The sequence below is a fragment of the Aeromonas sp. 603404 genome, from assembly GCF_049171775.1.
GTDB lineage: Bacteria > Pseudomonadota > Gammaproteobacteria > Enterobacterales > Aeromonadaceae > Aeromonas > Aeromonas veronii_A.
In genome coordinates, this window is sequence record NZ_JAAKPE010000024.1 from 1 (window position 1) to 15,446 (window position 15,446).

Consider the following 15,446-nt stretch of genomic DNA (forward strand, 5'->3'; position numbering starts at 1 on the left):
GCCCGTAGCTCAGCTGGATAGAGTACCTGGCTACGAACCAGGTGGTCAGAGGTTCGAATCCTCTCGGGCGCACCATACAGACAGCCTCGACTTCGGTCGGGGCTGTTTTTTTATGGGCGACATTTAACTCTTTGGTGCGGATCCCCGTGCGCTGTTGCGGGGGGATCGCCCGTTTACCTGGCTGTTCTTGTCCTCATTTCTTCCCCTTTCTGTGATTGCGCACAGTTCTTCTGATCGTTGCACCGCCTCACTACCCTTTGCCTCATCTATAGGCGCGCTGTATGCCTGCCGTTGCAACGGCAGATGCCGCGCAGACATCACTAAGGGTTCGCTCATCAACATCCTGCAAGGCCTGCAGAGGCGTTCTGCAGGCAATAAAAAAGGATGCCGCAGCATCCTTTTGTGTCGAGATATTTACTCAGCTTTTCAACCATTTGCGAATGCGGTTGGCATCGCCGATGGGGGTGCGTTTGCCCACCGAGTTGAGTAGCACGATGGCAAGCTCGCGGCTGTCCGGTTTGGCGCGCATCACCAGACAGCGACCCGCTTCGTCAGTGAAGCCGGTCTTGGAGAGGCGCACGTCCCAATCCGGGTTTTTCACCAGCGGGTTGGTGTTGTTGAACATCAGGCTGTAGGCGGGGGCGCTGAAGCGCATCTCCCGGTTCTCATCCTGAGTGAACTGACGGATCAGCGGCTGGCGATAGGCGGCGGCGGCCAGCTTGCCCAGATCCTGGGCGGTGGAGACGTTGCGGGTGGAGAGGCCGGTGGAGTCGTAGAAGTGGGTATTACGCATACCCAGCTGTCTGGCCTTGTTGTTCATGGCTCGCACGAAGGCGCTGCGACCGCCCGGATAGTGACGCGCCAGTGCCGAGGCCATCCGGTTTTCGGAGGACATCAGCGCCAGATGCAGGGCGTCGCGGCGGGTCACCTTGGTGCCCATGCGGATGCGGGAGTGAGTGTGTTTGACCCGATCCAGATCGTTCTTGTCGACCGTAATGGTCTGGTTGAGATTCTGCTTGGCATCCAGCACCACCAGCGCTGTCATCAGCTTGGTGAGAGAGGCGATGGGACGCACCTTGGTGGCATTCTTCTGGTAGAGCGTCTTGCCCGTTTTTACATCCACGACCAGGGCGCTGCTCGAGCGTACTTCCAGTTTGGCTGGGTTGGGTGCCGCGTTGACCGCAGGCAATCCCAGCATTCCCATCAACCCGACAACCAGCGCTGCTGCGCGAATCCGACACCACATACAACCGACTCCGTTCCCATCCAAAAAAAGGCGCTAGATTCACTCATTTTTACCCCAGCTTTACAAGGGCCGAGCGGGACTATTTCTGCTATTTGCGCAAAATAGGCGATCAAAAAAGCCCTCTGGCGAGGGCTTCCGGGTCGGGCGTTGGGCGAGGGGTCAATCCCGCGGCTGCGCGGCCCTGCGTTTGCTGATCCAGCGCCAGACCAGCGCCACCATGCCACCCAGCAGCAGGGCCACCGGCAGATAGATGATGATGTTGAAGAACTGGGTCTGGTATTCGGCGGCCAGCTTGGTGTGGCTCAGGTAGTAGCCAAACCCGACCAGCGGGCAGATCCACATGATGGAGCTGATCAGATTGACGATGAGAAAGCGCCCCTGGGGCAGTTCGGTGGCACCCACTATATAGGGGTAGGCGGTGCGCACGAAGGCGATATAGCGCGCGGTGATCAGGGTGATGATCCCGTACTTGTCCAGCAGGTGGTAGACCTTCTGCTGGTGTCGCTCTTCCACATGGGACATCAGCCGATGGTAGAGCTGGGTGTGGCCGAGAAAGCGCCCCTGCATGTAACCGAGCCAGGTGCCGACAAAGGTAGCCATGATCAACAGCGGGATCACCCCGAGAGACAATACATCCTGATAGATGAGCACGCCGGTGAGGATCAGCAGGCTGTCACCGGGCAGAAAGGCGGTAGGGATGAATCCGTTTTCCAGTACCAGAAACGTCAGAATCACACCACAGATCATGAAGGCCATCTTGGGATCGGAAAGTGTGTTCAGATCGTGATTCATAAAGGCGTGAGCCAGTTGGTAAAACTGCTCCATACTTGCAAACTCCGCAGGTTAGCTGGGTTGATCGGTCAAGGGCATGGCGAGCACCTTGTCGATGCGCAGGCCATCCATGTCAACAATTTCCAGTTGCCACTGTTCCAGTGTCACCAGGTCTCCGGTTTGTGGAACACGACCAAGGAGCAGCATGATAAGCCCTCCGAGGGTGTGATAGTGATGTTTTTCTTCTTCTGGCAGACGAACCAGCTCCAGACAGTCCTTCAACTCCGGCAACGGGATCAGGCCATCGAGCAGCCAGCTGCCGTCGGCGCGCCGGAAGGCCCAGTTGTCCTCGCCATCCTCCTGCTGGAAATCCCCCGCCAGCGCCTCCAGCAGATCCTGCTGGGTGACCAGCCCCTGCAACTCGCCATATTCGTCCACCACCAGCGCCATCTGTTCGCTGTGGGTGCGGAAGTGGTTGAGCAGCTCGACGCCGTTGAGGGTCTCGGGCAGCAGGCTGCCCTCCTGGGTCAGGGCAGCCAGATCGATGGGCTCCCCCTTGATATAGGCGTGCAGCACCTTGCTGACATTGATGATACCCACCAATTCTGACAGGTTGCCGTCGCAGACCGGAAAATAGCTGTGGCGATACTCCACCAGCCGCTGCAGGTTGACGGTCAGCGGCAACGCTAGATCCAGATAGCGGATATCACTGCGCGGCACCATCAGGGAGGAGAGGCTGCGCTCGTCGAGACGGAAGACGTTGCGCAGCATGGTGTGTTCATGATCCTCGATCACCCCGGCTTCCGATCCTTCCACCAGCATGGCGTGGATCTCCTCCTCGGTGACGTTGGCGCTGCCGTTCTGGTTGACCCGCAGCAGCCGCAGGCTGGCATTGGTGGAGGCCGACAGCAGCCAGACGAAGGGGCGGGTCAGGGTGGCGAGCCAGTGCATGGGGCGCGCGACCAGACAGGCGATGCGCTCGGCATTGAGCTGGCCGAGGCGCTTGGGCACCAGCTCCCCCACCACGATGGAGAGGTAAGTGACCACCACCACCACGATGACGGTGGCGATCAGGCCACTGCTCTTGGCGGGGAGCCCCCACTCCTGCAACCAGAGGGAGAAGGGCTGGGCCAGCAGGGATTCGCCGTAGATACCGTTGAGCAGACCGATGCTGGTAATGCCGATTTGGACGGCAGAGAGAAAATGGGTCGGGTCTTCGCCCAGTTTGAGGGCAATGGCGGCGGAGCGGTTGCCTTCGGAGGCAAGCTTGCCGAGGCGAGCCTTGCGTGCGGTGACGATGGCGATTTCTGACATGGCGAAGACGCCATTAAGCAAAATCAATCCCAGCAGGATCAATATTTCCATACAGCAACAGCACTCCTTGAGTGGATAAGATCGCTGGCAGTGTAATGAATTTGGCGGCGATGCGCTTGTGAAAGCGGGTGATCCGGCTCGCTAATTTGATGACAGCGCTCTGCGATGGCTGAAAAAGATGGCCGGAAAAGGGAAGGATGACCCCGCCAAACGGCGTAATAGGCGAGGCGGCATTGCAGGATGGAAAAGGGCGGGAAGTCCCGCCCTTGCTTATTACTTGTCAGAAAACCTTTATCAGAACTGCTGGAACCAGCGCTGGATCTGGGCCGGATCCTTGCTCTGGGTCAGGGCGAGCATCAACAGTACCCGCGCCTTTTGGGGGTTGAGGGTTTCGGCGGCGACGAAGCCGTACTTGGCGTCATCGATCTCGGCATCCAGAGTGGTGGACCCGGTCGGCACGCGGGCTGAGCGCACCACTCGAATCCCGTCTTTGCTTGCCTTGGCCAGGGTGTCGAACAGGGTGTGATAGAGGTTGCCGTTGCCCACCCCGGCGCTGACGATACCGTCGAACTTGGCATCCACCATAGCCTTGGCAGGCAAGTCGGTGGCGTTGGCGTAGCTGTAGACGATGCCGACTTGCGGCAGCTTGTCGAGCTTGCTCACGTCAAACGGGGTTTTGCTGGTGTGCAGGCGGGCCGGGCTGCGCTGATAGTCGATCTTGCCGTTGTGGATGTAACCCAGCGGGCCGAAGTTGGGGGAGGCGAAGGTCTGCACCCCGGTGGTGTTGGTCTTGGTGACATCGCGGGCATCGAGCACTGTGTCGTTCATCGCCACCATGACGCCACGTCCCTTGGAGGCAGGATCGGAGGCGGTCACTACGGCGTTGTAGAGATTCATAGGGCCGTCGGCGCTCATGGCGGTGGAGGGGCGCATGGCGCCGACCAGCACCACCGGCTTGTCGCTCTTGACGGTCAGATTGAGGAAGTAGGCGGTCTCTTCCATGGTGTCGGTGCCGTGGGTGATGACAATGCCATCCACGTCATCCTTGGCCAGCAGCTCGTTGACGCGCTTGGCCAGCTTGAGCCACACCTCGTCGTTCATGTCCTGGGAGCCGATCTTCACCACCTGCTCACCCTGCACGTCAGCGACGTTCTTCATCTCGGGCACGGCGGCGATCAGCGTCTCGATGGCTACCTTGCCTGCCTCGTAGTTGGACTGGGTAGCCGACTGGCCTGCCCCGGCAATGGTGCCGCCGGTTGCCAGAATATGGACGTTGGGCAGCGCCATCGCCATGGGGGAGAGGGTCAGGCCAACGACAGCGGCGAGCAGGGTCTTGCGGATCGGTAGGGTCATGCTGCAAATCCTTATGGTTGGAATAATCGCAGCAAGTTTGCCCGTTTAATAACCTAGGTCTGTGATAAAACTCACCAAAAGACAGGTGAGTACAGATTTTTAACCTGTTTTATACCTCTATGGAGATAATTTAACTCGCAGAGAAACCCTTGGCTTCGATCAGGGCGATCAGTTCTGCCTTGCTCAGCTCGCTCTCGATAACGGCCTTGCTGCTGGCGAAATCGACGGTTGCGGTGGTGACCGCAGGCTGGGCCAGCAGCGCTTTTTGCAGACTGGCGGCGCAGCCACCGCAGGACATGCCGGACACTGTGAGTTCGATGGTCATGGGATATCTCCTTTGTTGATGGGCGCCAGCCTAAAGCTGCCGCCTCCGGCAAGGTCAAGCCGTCAGTACATAAGACCCAGATAATTCATCAGGGTTGCCCCGAGGCTGGTAGTAACCAGCGATCCAAGGGTGGTGGTGGCGATGATGTTTGCGGCCAGCACGCTGTCGCCCCCCATGGCGCGGGTCATCACATAGCTGGCGGCGGCTGTCGGGGTAGCGCTGATGAGGAACAGAATCCCCAGCTCCAGATGGCTGAAGCCGAGCAGGGCAGCCCCAAGAGTGAACGCAGCCGGAATGAGGCAGAGCCGCATGATACTGGCCCAGCCCGCAATGGCTGCACCACCGCGCAGGGCGTCGAGGCTGAGAGAGGCACCGGTGCAGAGCAGCGCCAGCGGCAACGTCATGTTGGCGAAGTAGCTGCCGGTGGTGAGCAGCAGTTGCGGCATCTTGATACCGAGCAGGGTAAACGGCAGCGCCGCCACAATAGCGATAATCAGCGGATTCTTGATGATGCCGAGCAGGATGGGGCGAATGCCGGTGGCACCGCCGAGACTGCGGGTGAGGGTGATCACCGCGAGAATGTTGTAGAGCACGGTCACCGCGCCGACGTAGAGCGCTGCCGCCCCCAGCCCCTCGTGGCCGTAAGCGTTCTGCACATAGGCGAGCCCGATAATGGCGCTGTTGCCGCGAAAGCTACCTTGCACGAAGATGCCGCGCAGCCGCTGCTCCCCGATAAAACGTCCGGCCAGCAGCTCCAGCACCAGATAGCTGATAACGGTGGCGAGCAGGCCATAGCCAATAAACCAGAGGCTCGGCATGGTGGCGAAGTTGGTACCCAGAATACTGAGAAAGAGCAGAGCGGGCAGGGTGATCTGAAACACCAGCCGCGAGGCGGATTCGGTAAAGGGATCCGGCAGCAGCCCCAACCGCTTGAGCAAGATGCCGAGCAGCAGCACCACGCAGATGGGGCCTGTGATGGAGAGGGAGAAGAGCAGACTGGCCAGCAGATCCATGATGGGCATCCTGTGCTGTGCCCACATACCCTGACGGCGGGGCAAAAAGGGCATTCTAACGCCATGGGCTTGTATTCACAGGGGTTAATCACAACAATGTGGGCAATTCCACCGCCTAGCCTCCTGTGAGCCAATTCATGGACAAGAAACTGACCATCCTCGATATCGCCAGACTGAGTGGCGTCGGCAAGTCGACCGTCTCCCGGGTGCTCAATCAGGATCCCAAGGTGAAGCAGGAGACCCGCGAGCGGGTGGAGCAGATCATCGCCGAACATAGCTTCGTGCCGAGCAAGTCGGCGCGGGCCATGCGCAGCCAGAGCCAGCAGGTGGTGGGGATCATCGTCTCGCGGCTCGACTCCAGCTCGGAGAATCAGGCGGTGCGCGGCATGCTGGAGACCCTCTACCAGCGTGGCTACGATGCCGTGCTGATGGAGAGCAAGTTCTCCCCCGCCAAGGTACAGGAGCATCTGGCGGTGCTGGAGCGGCGCGGGGTGGATGGCATTATCCTGTTCGCCTTCAATGACTTGGACTATGGCGCCATGGCGCCGCTGAAAGAGAAGCTGGTGCTGGTCGCTCGTGAATATCCCGGTTTCTCCTCGGTCTGCTTCGACGACGCCGGTGCGGTGCGCACCATGCTGGCGCAGCTGGCAAGCCGTGGCGCCCGCGACATCGCCTATCTGGGGGTGGATGCCTCGGATCTCACCACCGGCCAACGCCGCCTCGACGCCTATCTCGCTTACTGCGCAGAGCAGGGGTTGCGCCCGCGTAGCGCCCTCGGTGATCTCAGCCTGCAGAGCGGCTACCGGCTGGCGGCCGAGCTGCTTACCCCCTCCACCCAGGCGCTGGTCTGCGCCAGCGACACCCTCGCCATTGGTGCGGCAAAATACCTGCAAGAACAAGGGCGTAGTGAGGTGCTGGTGACCGGTCTTGGCAACAACCCCATGCTCAGTTTCCTCTTCCCCAACGCCCTCAGTCTCGATCTTGGTTACAAAGGGGCGGGGGAGCAGGCGGCGCGTCAGCTGCTCGGCCAGATTGAGCAGGATCAGCCTCCGCTGGTGACTATCGCCCCCTGCCGAACCCTGTGAGCCCCATCACTTCCGACTGAACAAAAAGTGTGCTTTTTGTGACGCTGGCCACGAATTGGGAACGTTCCCATTTCGATCTGGCCAGATTGTCGGCATGCTAAATGGGAACGATACCAAAAACGCTCCGGCCGACAGACTGGCTCAAAAGGGCGATACAGACCACTATTCAATGGCGTCACAGAGGGAAGACCCATGTCCAAGATCAACGCACAGCAGCTTGCCACCCTGATCGACAAGATCGGCGGCAAGGAGAACATCGCCACCGTCAGCCACTGCCTGACCCGGTTGCGCTTCGTCCTGAACGATCCGGCCAAGGCCGACAGCAAGGCCATCGAAACCATCCCGGCGGTGAAGGGAAGCTTCACCCAGGGCGGTCAATTCCAGGTGGTGATCGGTAACGAGGTAGAGCAGTGGTACAAGGCGCTGACCGAGCAGCTCGGCGTCAGCGGCGGCAGCAAGGAGACCGCCAAGCAGGCGGCCCGCCAGAACATGAACCCGCTGGAGCGGGGCATTTCCCATCTGGCGGAGATCTTCGTTCCGCTGCTGCCCGCCATCATCACCGGCGGTCTGCTCCTGGGCTTTCGCAACGTCATCGGCGACATCAAGATGTTCGACGATGGTACTCACACCCTCACCGAGATCAGCCAGTTCTGGTCTCAGGTGCACGCCTTCCTCTGGCTGCTGGGCGAGGCGATCTTCCACTTCCTGCCGGTCGGTGTCTGCTGGTCTGCAGTGAAGAAGATGGGCGGCTCCGAGATCTTGGGTATTGTGCTGGGGGTGACGCTGGTGTCACCGCAGTTGATGAACGCCTACGGCATTGGTCAGCAGACTCCAGAGGTGTGGGACTTCGGCCTGTTCGTGATCCAGAAGGTGGGCTATCAGGCACAGGTCATTCCGGCGCTGCTGGCGGGTGTCTTCCTCGCCTGGGTTGAGACCAACCTCAAGCGGATCATTCCGGCTTACCTCTATCTGGTGATTGTGCCGTTTGTCTCGCTGCTGCTGGCGGTGATCGTGGCTCACGCCTTTATCGGCCCGTTCGGCCGCTGGATTGGTGATGGCGTCGGCTTCGCTGCCAAGGCGGCCATGACCGGCTCCTTCGCCCCTATCGGTGCCGCCCTGTTCGGATTCCTCTACGCGCCGCTGGTCATCACCGGCATCCACCACACCACCAACGCGGTGGATCTGCAACTGATGCAGAGCATGGGTGGCACCCCGATTTGGCCGCTTATCGCCCTCTCCAACATCGCTCAGGCGTCTGCGGTCGTCGGCATCATTCTGATTAGCCGCAAGGAGAACGAGCGGGAGATTTCGGTGCCTGCCGCCATCTCCGCCTATCTCGGGGTGACCGAACCGGCGATGTACGGTATCAACCTCAAGTACAAGTTCCCCATGCTGTGCGCCATGGTGGGCTCCAGCCTTGCAGCCCTCATCTGCGGTTTCGCCGGGGTGATGGCCAACGGCATCGGGGTAGGCGGCCTGCCGGGCATCCTCTCCATCCAGCCGCAATACTGGGCCGTTTACTCCCTCGCCATGCTGGTCGCCATCGTGGTGCCGGTGGTGCTGACTCTGCTGGTCTACAAGCGCCAGCAAGCGGCCGGCAAGCTGGCCGAAGCCAGCGCCTGAATCTGATTGTCCGGGCGACCTTGCGGGTCGCCCTCTCCCTTTTCAATTTGTGACAAGAGAAAGAGCCATGAGCCAAACACCCTGGTGGCAGAGCGCCGTGATTTACCAGATCTATCCCAAGAGCTTTCAGGATTCCGCTGCCCGTGGCACCGGCGATCTCAAGGGGATCATGGCCCGCCTCGATTACCTCAAGACGCTGGGGGTCGATGCCCTCTGGCTGACCCCGGTCTACGTCTCGCCGCAGGTGGACAACGGCTACGACATCGCCGACTACTACGCCATCGACCCCGCCTACGGCACCATGGCTGATTTCGAGGCGCTGCTGGCCGCCGCCCACGCGCGCGACATCCGCATCGTGATGGATATCGTGGTCAACCACACATCCACCGAGCACGCCTGGTTCAAGTCGGCGCTGGGGGATAAAAACAGCCCCTACCGCGACTACTACATCTGGCGCGATCCGGTGGATGGCTGCGTGCCCAACAACTGGCAATCCAAGTTTGGCGGCAGCGCCTGGGAGCTGGACTCTGCCACCGGTCAGTACTACCTGCACCTGTTTGCCCGCGAGCAGGCGGATCTCAACTGGGAAAATCCGGCGGTGCGTGCCGAGGTGAAAAATATCATCCACTTCTGGGCCAAGAAGGGGGTGGATGGGTTCCGGCTCGACGTTATCAACCTTATCTCCAAGGATCAGGCGTTCCCGAACGACGAGATTGGCGATGGCCGCCGCTTCTACACCGACGGGCCGCGCATCCACGAATTTCTGCAGGACGTGAGCCGCGACGTGTTTGCTCCTGTCGGCGCCATGACGGTGGGGGAGATGTCCTCTACTTCACTGGAGCACTGTCAGCGCTATGGCGCCCTCGATGGCTCCGAGCTCTCCATGGTGTTCAACTTCCATCACCTCAAGGTGGATTACCCCAACGGCGACAAGTGGACCAAGGCTCCGTTCGATTTCATCGAACTCAAGCGCATCTTCAACCACTGGCAGAGCGGCATGCACGGCAAGGGGTGGTCGGCGCTGTTCTGGTGCAACCACGATCAGCCGCGCATCGTCTCCCGCTTCGGTGACGAGGGCGAGCATCGGGTTGTGGCCGCCAAGATGCTGGCCAGCACGCTGCACGGTTTGCAGGGCACCCCCTACATCTATCAGGGGGAGGAGATCGGCATGACCAACCCCGGCTATCAGCGCATCGATGACTATCAGGATGTGGAGAGCCGCAACATCTTTGCCATCAAGCAGGCCGAAGGGATGAGCGAGGCCGAGATCCTCGCCATTCTCGGTGCCAAGTCCCGCGACAACTCGCGCACCCCGATGCAGTGGAGCGCTGCGGCCAACGCCGGTTTCACCAACGGGACACCCTGGCTCAAGCCAGCCGCCAACTATTCCGAGATCAATGCCGAGGCGGCGCTGGCCGACCAGCACTCGGTGTTCTGGCACTACCGGGATCTCATCGCCCTGCGCAAGGCGCACCCCATCTTCACCCAGGGGGATTATCAGGAGCTGCTGACCGGGCACCCACAGATCTGGGCCTATGCCCGCCGCGCCAACGGTCAGACCCTGCTGGTGGTGAGCAACTTCTACGGCGAGCCGGTTGAGTTTGCCTTGCCTGCCGAGCTGCAAAGCGGGCAAGGTCGGCTGCTGCTCGGCAACTACCTGGATAGCCCGGCCCAACCGCAATCGGGTATGCTGCGCCCTTATGAATCCCTGATCTGGCTGATGGAGTAGGTAATGGAGAAGGTGGTACGTGGTGCCGAGTGGCAGAAGATGGTGGCGGGGGAGCCTTATAATGCGGGCAATCCCGAGCTGAAAGCGGCGCGCGAGCGCTGCCGCAGGCTCTATCACACCTTCAACACCAGCTGGCAGGAGAAACCGGCGCGGGATGCTTTGCTGCACGAGCTGCTCGGTGGACGTGGCAACGAGTGCGCCATCAATCCGCCGTTCTTCTGCGACTATGGCGCCAACATCTTCGTCGGCGAGAACTTCTACGCCAACGTGGGCTGCACCATCCTCGACGTCTGTGAGGTGCACATCGGCGACAATGTGCTGCTGGCGCCCGGGGTGCAGATCTACACCGCCGCTCACCCGGTGGCAGTGGCGCCGCGCATCAGGGGTGTCGAGTTCGGCAAGCCGGTGCGGATCGGCCACAACGTCTGGATTGGCGGCAGCGTCGTCATCTGCCCCGGTGTCACTATCGGTGATAACAGTGTCATCGGTGCCGGTTCGGTGGTGACCAAAGATGTGCCCGCCAATGTGGTGGCGGCTGGCAACCCTTGCAAGGTGCTTCGGGCGATGACGGCACAGGAGCTTGAAGACGTCATCCAGCGGTGAACAGGGGCCATGAATGCAATTGCTATCTGACTGATAGAAAAGCAACTTTCAGATTGTTTTGCATTCAGTGCTTATGTTCGGGGCCGCTTGGCCGATACTGTTGAGTGCAGGAGGAACCCTATGGATATATCAAGTTCTGCAAATGCGTCGTTTGGTTCTGCTCTGATGACGGCCAGTCTGGCCAAGAAACAGCAGACCCAAGAGGGCGAAGCTGCGCTGAAGCTGCTGCAAAACGCAGCGCAATCAGCGCCGGTTGCACCGACATCGGCTAGCGCTTCTTTGGGAAGCAAGATCGATATTCGCGTCTGACCCTAATGAAAAAGCCCCCATCCAGTCGATGGGGGCTTTTTTATGTCTGCGATATCGCGATGTCTATCTTGGCTCAGACCGGAAAAGGGGCTGGCGCCTCGAAGGTCATCTGCTCGCCGCTGCGGGGGTGGCTGATGGTCAGACTGGCCGCATGCAGGTAGAGATGGGGGGCAGCCGCCAGCGCATCCGGATGGGCGTAGAGGTTGTCACCCAGGATCGGGTGCCCCAGCTCCAGCATATGGACGCGCAACTGGTGCGAGCGACCCGTGATGGGAGTCAGCTTGATCAGGCTGTTACCATTCTCTACCTTCAATTTTTCCCACAGGGTAAGAGCGTGACGCCCCTCCTCGTGGTCCACCTTCTGCTTCGGGCGGTTGGGCCAGTCGACGCAGAGCGGCAGGTCGACCTGACCGGACTCCCCCTCCGGTTCGCCCCACACCCAGGCGAGGTAGTGCTTCTCGGTCTCCCGCTCGCGAAATTGCCGACTCAGCTCCCGATGGGAATTGGGATTGAGGGGAATGACAATGACGCCAGTGGTGGACATGTCGAGGCGATGAGCCGCCGCTGCCTTGGGGTGTTGCTGTTTTACCCGATGCAGGACGCTGTCTTCATTCTCGGGGCCGCGCCCGGGCACGCTCAGCAGGCCAGTGGGCTTGTTGACCACCATGATGTCCTTGTCCTTGAACAGGATATCGAGCCAGGGTTCCAGAGGCGGTGAGTATTCAAACATAAATGTCTCGCATCAGAAGGTGGGGGCAAGCCCCCATCAGTTATGGGTAACCACAATAAAGCGGATTGCATCCAGCTTGAGTTGGGTCTGATCGATCAGGTGGTGCAATTCTGCCTGCAGATTGCGCAGATAATCCAGTTCGCTGTCGCGCACGTTCGGGTTGACCGCCTTGAGTGCTTCCAGACGATCCAGATCCTGCTGCAGGGTCTGCGCCATCTGGGCGCGGGCCTTGTCGACAATCCCGGCTTTCAGCTCTTCGGCAATGGCCTGGCCCTTGCCAATCAGACCGTGGATTACCGGTTGGGATGCAGTCACGAGCTTGCTGCCGAGGTGGCGATTGACCGGAGTCAGCTGGCGGTTGAAGGCATCGAACGCCACTTTATCACCCAGATTCTGGCCGTTCTTGTCCATCAGCAGACGGATTGGCGTCGGCGGCATGAATCGGTAGAGCTGGGGATGGGCCGCAGACTCGGCGACAAAGATCAGCTCAAGCAGGATGGAGCCGATGGGCAGCGCCTTGTTCTTGAGCAGTGCGACCGAGGTGGCACCGATCTCGGAGCCCAGGATCAGGTCGATACCGCCGCGCATCATGGGGTGATCCCAGGAGAGCAGCGCCATGTCATCCCGCGACAGGGCGGTGTTGCGATCGAAGGTGATGGTCATGCCATCTTGCGGCAGGCCTGGGAAGCTGGAAACCAGCATATGATCACCGGGAGTCAGCACCAGCGCGTTCTCGCCACGGTCATCCTGATTGACGCCGATCTCGTCGAACATCTTGAGGGCAAAGGAGATCATGCCGGTGTCGTCATCTTCGGCGGCCAGCTTGTCGACCAGCTGCTGGGCGGCGGCGCCACCGCTGGAGTGGATCTCCAGCAGGCGATCGCGGCCCTGCTCCAGTCGGGCCTTGAGCGGCTCGTGCAGTTCGCGGGTCTTGACCAGCAGGGCCTCGAGGGTTGCCTGATCGCCGGTGTTGGCGGCCAGCAGCTCGAACAGCTCTTCACGTACCGCTTCGAATACCGGGCGGGCAGTCGGGCAGGTCTGCTCGAACGCGTCCAGACCATCGTGATACCAGAGTTGCAGGGCGCGCTGGGCAGTCCCTTCCAGATAGGGAACGTGGATCTCGACGGTATTCTGCTGACCGATACGATCCAGTCGGCCGATACGTTGTTCCAGCAGATCCGGATTGAGCGGCAGATCGAACAGCACCAGATGACTGGCAAATTGGAAGTTGCGTCCTTCTGAACCGATCTCGGAGCAGAGCAGCACTTGGGCGCCACCCTCTTGCTGGGCGAAATAGGCGGAGGCCTTGTCCCGCTCGAGGATCGACATCCCTTCGTGGAACACGGCACCACGGATCCCTTCACGGGTACGCAGCGCCTCTTCCAGCGCGATGGCGGTCGCCGCTTCGGAGCAGATCACCAGCACCTTCTGCTGGCGGGCTGAGAGCAGCAGCTCCAGCAACCATTCTACGCGCGGGTCGAACTGGGTCCAGGTGGCGTTGTCGCCTTCGAACTGCTGGAAGATCTTCTCGGGATAGAGGTAGCGCAGGGCACGGGTCTGCAGATCGCCACCGTTACCACCCATCATGCCCATCACCTTGATGGCAGTTTTGTACTGCTCCGGCAGCGGCATGGGGTAGACGTTGAGGTGACGCTCGGGGAAGCCTTGAATATTGGCGCGGCTGTTGCGGAACAGTACCCGGCCGGTGCCATGCTGGTCTAGCAGCTTGGCGACCGCCTGCTGGCGAGCGGCGGCATCGCTCAAGTCCAACCCTTCCAGCTGGCTGGCGAGGATCTGTCTGGCTTCATCGCTCAGGGTCTCGCCATCCAGCAGCTCTTGTGCGGCGCTGGCGACCTGACCATAGGCCTGCTCCTCGGCGAGGAAAGCCTCGTAGTCGTAGAAACGTTCGGGATCGAGCAGGCGCAGACGGGCAAAGTGGCTCTGGTGGCCCAGCTGATCCGGTGTCGCAGTCAGCAGCAGCACGCCCGGCACCTGTTCGGCCAGTGCTTCCACCATTTCATAGGCACGGCTCGGCGCCTCTTCACTCCACTCCAGATGGTGGGCTTCGTCGACAACCAGCAGATCCCACTCGGCTTCCAGCACCTGCTCGAAGCGACGACGCTTCTTGCGCAGGAAGTCGAGGCTGCAGATCACCAGCTGTTCGGTCTCGAAGGGGTTCTCCGCATCGGCAAACGCCTCGATGCAGCGCTCCTCGTCAAACAGGGAGAAGTGCAGGTTGAAGCGGCGCAGCATTTCGACCAGCCACTGATGCTGGAGCGTTTCGGGCAGCAGAATGAGCACGCGATGGGCGCGGCCGGAGAGCAGCTGCTGATGAATGATCATGCCCGCTTCGATGGTCTTGCCCAGACCCACCTCATCGGCCAGCAGTACGCGCGGAGCGTAGCGGTGACCCACCTCGTGGGCGATATAGAGCTGGTGCGGGATCAGGCTGACCCGGCCACCGGCCAGACCGCGAGTCGGGTTGCGACGACGCTGGTGCTGGTTGACCAGCGCCTCGTAGCGCAGGGTGAAGCGGGACATCCGATCGATCTGACCGGCGAACAGGCGATCCTGCGGCTTGTTGAACTTGATAAAGTTGTTGAGAAACACTTCCTTGAGGGCAACGGGCTCATTATTGTCAGTGCGCACACCTACATATATAAGCAGGCCGTCTTTCTCCTGCACTTCTTCGACCGTCATGGTCCAGTCTTCGTGACTGGTGATCTGATCGCCCACATTGAAGCTGACCCGGGTGACCGGCGCCTCTTCTTTGGCATACATGCGGTTTTCACCGGTAGCCGGAAACAACAGGGTAACCATGCGTCCTTCAACAGCAACGACAGTCCCCAACCCCAGATCCGTCTCTGTATCACTAATCCAACGCTGGCCAAGTGCAAAAGGCATTAAACTCTCCAAAGCCCAAGAGTGTGTGAATCGCAAAGGGGCGCTATGTTACCCGAAGGCGTGACCTCGATCACCATGCATATAGATGTAGAGAGACCAAATCGCCACAACCTTGATCTGCTACCACCGCCACGCCATCTAGAGGATAGCGAGCTCGCCAAACGGGTGTGTTATTGCAGGATAAATGCGCTTTTTGGGTGATTAGTGAACGGTTGAACCAAAAATGCGAATTTAATTCGAAAACACCCTTGCAAGCGTGATCCAGATCCCTATAATGCACCTCCATCGACAGGGCAAGCGGCAACGCAGAAAGCCAAGTCGGTAACCTCGAAAAGCCTTTGAAAATAAGGCTTGACTCGAGAATGCGGTTGAGTAGAATTCCACTCCCGCAGCAACACACTGTTGCGTCGCTCTTTAACAATTTGAATCAAGCAATCTGTG

At 60.1% G+C, this 15,446-nt stretch carries 13 protein-coding genes; 5 read left to right on the top strand and 8 right to left on the bottom strand.

What is annotated here, in order from left to right; all coding sequences use genetic code 11:
* Positions 1 to 418: 418 nt before the first annotated feature.
* From pbpG to G5306_RS20250, 6 genes are all read right to left on the bottom strand, one after another.
* Positions 419 to 1,246, bottom strand: a complete 828-nt coding sequence (gene pbpG / locus G5306_RS20225; protein WP_194494490.1) for a D-alanyl-D-alanine endopeptidase — start codon at positions 1,244 to 1,246, stop codon at positions 419 to 421.
* 159 nt (positions 1,247 to 1,405) lie between these two features.
* Positions 1,406 to 2,071 (bottom strand): DedA family protein, encoded by a 666-nt coding sequence (locus G5306_RS20230; protein ID WP_005336051.1) that lies wholly within the window; start codon positions 2,069 to 2,071, stop codon positions 1,406 to 1,408.
* A gap of 18 nt (positions 2,072 to 2,089) precedes the next feature.
* Positions 2,090 to 3,382 (bottom strand): hemolysin family protein, encoded by a 1,293-nt coding sequence (locus G5306_RS20235; RefSeq protein WP_337073160.1) that lies wholly within the window; start codon positions 3,380 to 3,382, stop codon positions 2,090 to 2,092.
* Between the two features lie 243 nt (positions 3,383 to 3,625).
* Positions 3,626 to 4,684, bottom strand: coding sequence for an L-asparaginase 2 (ansB, locus tag G5306_RS20240; protein ID WP_199416612.1), 1,059 nt, complete (start codon positions 4,682 to 4,684; stop codon positions 3,626 to 3,628).
* Positions 4,685 to 4,814: 130 nt separating this feature from the next.
* The gene (locus tag G5306_RS20245; protein WP_005357810.1) at positions 4,815 to 5,009 is read right to left on the bottom strand and encodes a heavy-metal-associated domain-containing protein; all 195 of its coding nucleotides are present in this window, start codon (positions 5,007 to 5,009) and stop codon (positions 4,815 to 4,817) included.
* 62 nt (positions 5,010 to 5,071) lie between these two features.
* Positions 5,072 to 6,022 (bottom strand): AEC family transporter, encoded by a 951-nt coding sequence (locus G5306_RS20250; RefSeq protein ID WP_421313593.1) that lies wholly within the window; start codon positions 6,020 to 6,022, stop codon positions 5,072 to 5,074.
* A gap of 137 nt (positions 6,023 to 6,159) precedes the next feature.
* On the opposite strand from G5306_RS20250, the gene treR reads away from it, so the two are divergent.
* The 5 genes from treR to G5306_RS20275 all read left to right on the top strand — a co-directional run bounded on the left by treR (position 6,160) and on the right by G5306_RS20275 (position 11,371).
* The gene (gene treR, locus G5306_RS20255) at positions 6,160 to 7,107 is read left to right on the top strand and encodes a trehalose operon repressor TreR (RefSeq protein ID WP_421313595.1); all 948 of its coding nucleotides are present in this window, start codon (positions 6,160 to 6,162) and stop codon (positions 7,105 to 7,107) included.
* Between the two features lie 192 nt (positions 7,108 to 7,299).
* Entirely contained in the window at positions 7,300 to 8,730 is a 1,431-nt protein-coding gene (treB, locus tag G5306_RS20260) for a PTS trehalose transporter subunit IIBC (protein WP_421313597.1), read from the top strand.
* Positions 8,731 to 8,797: 67 nt separating this feature from the next.
* A complete protein-coding gene (gene treC / locus G5306_RS20265) occupies positions 8,798 to 10,459 on the top strand; it encodes an alpha,alpha-phosphotrehalase (RefSeq protein WP_421250035.1) in 1,662 nt (553 codons plus the stop codon).
* A 3-nt stretch (positions 10,460 to 10,462) separates the two neighbouring features.
* Positions 10,463 to 11,062, top strand: a complete 600-nt coding sequence (locus G5306_RS20270; protein ID WP_421313598.1) for a sugar O-acetyltransferase — start codon at positions 10,463 to 10,465, stop codon at positions 11,060 to 11,062.
* Positions 11,063 to 11,182: 120 nt separating this feature from the next.
* Positions 11,183 to 11,371 carry a hypothetical protein gene (locus G5306_RS20275; RefSeq protein ID WP_005336040.1) on the top strand — a complete coding sequence of 63 codons (189 nt, stop codon included), beginning with the start codon at positions 11,183 to 11,185 and terminating at the stop codon, positions 11,369 to 11,371.
* Between the two features lie 73 nt (positions 11,372 to 11,444).
* On the opposite strand, the gene rluA is transcribed toward G5306_RS20275, so the two are convergent.
* Both rluA and rapA read right to left on the bottom strand, forming a co-directional pair.
* Positions 11,445 to 12,101, bottom strand: coding sequence for a bifunctional tRNA pseudouridine(32) synthase/23S rRNA pseudouridine(746) synthase RluA (gene rluA / locus G5306_RS20280; protein WP_421313600.1), 657 nt, complete (start codon positions 12,099 to 12,101; stop codon positions 11,445 to 11,447).
* 36 nt (positions 12,102 to 12,137) lie between these two features.
* The gene (rapA, locus tag G5306_RS20285) at positions 12,138 to 15,005 is read right to left on the bottom strand and encodes an RNA polymerase-associated protein RapA (RefSeq protein WP_216979578.1); all 2,868 of its coding nucleotides are present in this window, start codon (positions 15,003 to 15,005) and stop codon (positions 12,138 to 12,140) included.
* Positions 15,006 to 15,446: the final 441 nt, after the last annotated feature.

Bases quoted from the DNA above. Each gene is read 5' to 3' on its own strand.
- pbpG (WP_194494490.1), bottom strand. From the start codon at position 1,246: ATGTGGTGTCGGATTCGCGCAGCAGCGCTGGTTGTCGGGTTGATGGGA.
- G5306_RS20230 (WP_005336051.1), bottom strand. From the start codon at position 2,071: ATGGAGCAGTTTTACCAACTGGCTCACGCCTTTATGAATCACGATCTG.
- G5306_RS20235 (WP_337073160.1), bottom strand. From the start codon at position 3,382: ATGGAAATATTGATCCTGCTGGGATTGATTTTGCTTAATGGCGTCTTC.
- ansB (WP_199416612.1), bottom strand. From the start codon at position 4,684: ATGACCCTACCGATCCGCAAGACCCTGCTCGCCGCTGTCGTTGGCCTG.
- G5306_RS20245 (WP_005357810.1), bottom strand. From the start codon at position 5,009: ATGACCATCGAACTCACAGTGTCCGGCATGTCCTGCGGTGGCTGCGCC.
- G5306_RS20250 (WP_421313593.1), bottom strand. From the start codon at position 6,022: ATGGATCTGCTGGCCAGTCTGCTCTTCTCCCTCTCCATCACAGGCCCC.
- treR (WP_421313595.1), top strand. From the start codon at position 6,160: ATGGACAAGAAACTGACCATCCTCGATATCGCCAGACTGAGTGGCGTC.
- treB (WP_421313597.1), top strand. From the start codon at position 7,300: ATGTCCAAGATCAACGCACAGCAGCTTGCCACCCTGATCGACAAGATC.
- treC (WP_421250035.1), top strand. From the start codon at position 8,798: ATGAGCCAAACACCCTGGTGGCAGAGCGCCGTGATTTACCAGATCTAT.
- G5306_RS20270 (WP_421313598.1), top strand. From the start codon at position 10,463: ATGGAGAAGGTGGTACGTGGTGCCGAGTGGCAGAAGATGGTGGCGGGG.
- G5306_RS20275 (WP_005336040.1), top strand. From the start codon at position 11,183: ATGGATATATCAAGTTCTGCAAATGCGTCGTTTGGTTCTGCTCTGATG.
- rluA (WP_421313600.1), bottom strand. From the start codon at position 12,101: ATGTTTGAATACTCACCGCCTCTGGAACCCTGGCTCGATATCCTGTTC.
- rapA (WP_216979578.1), bottom strand. From the start codon at position 15,005: ATGCCTTTTGCACTTGGCCAGCGTTGGATTAGTGATACAGAGACGGAT.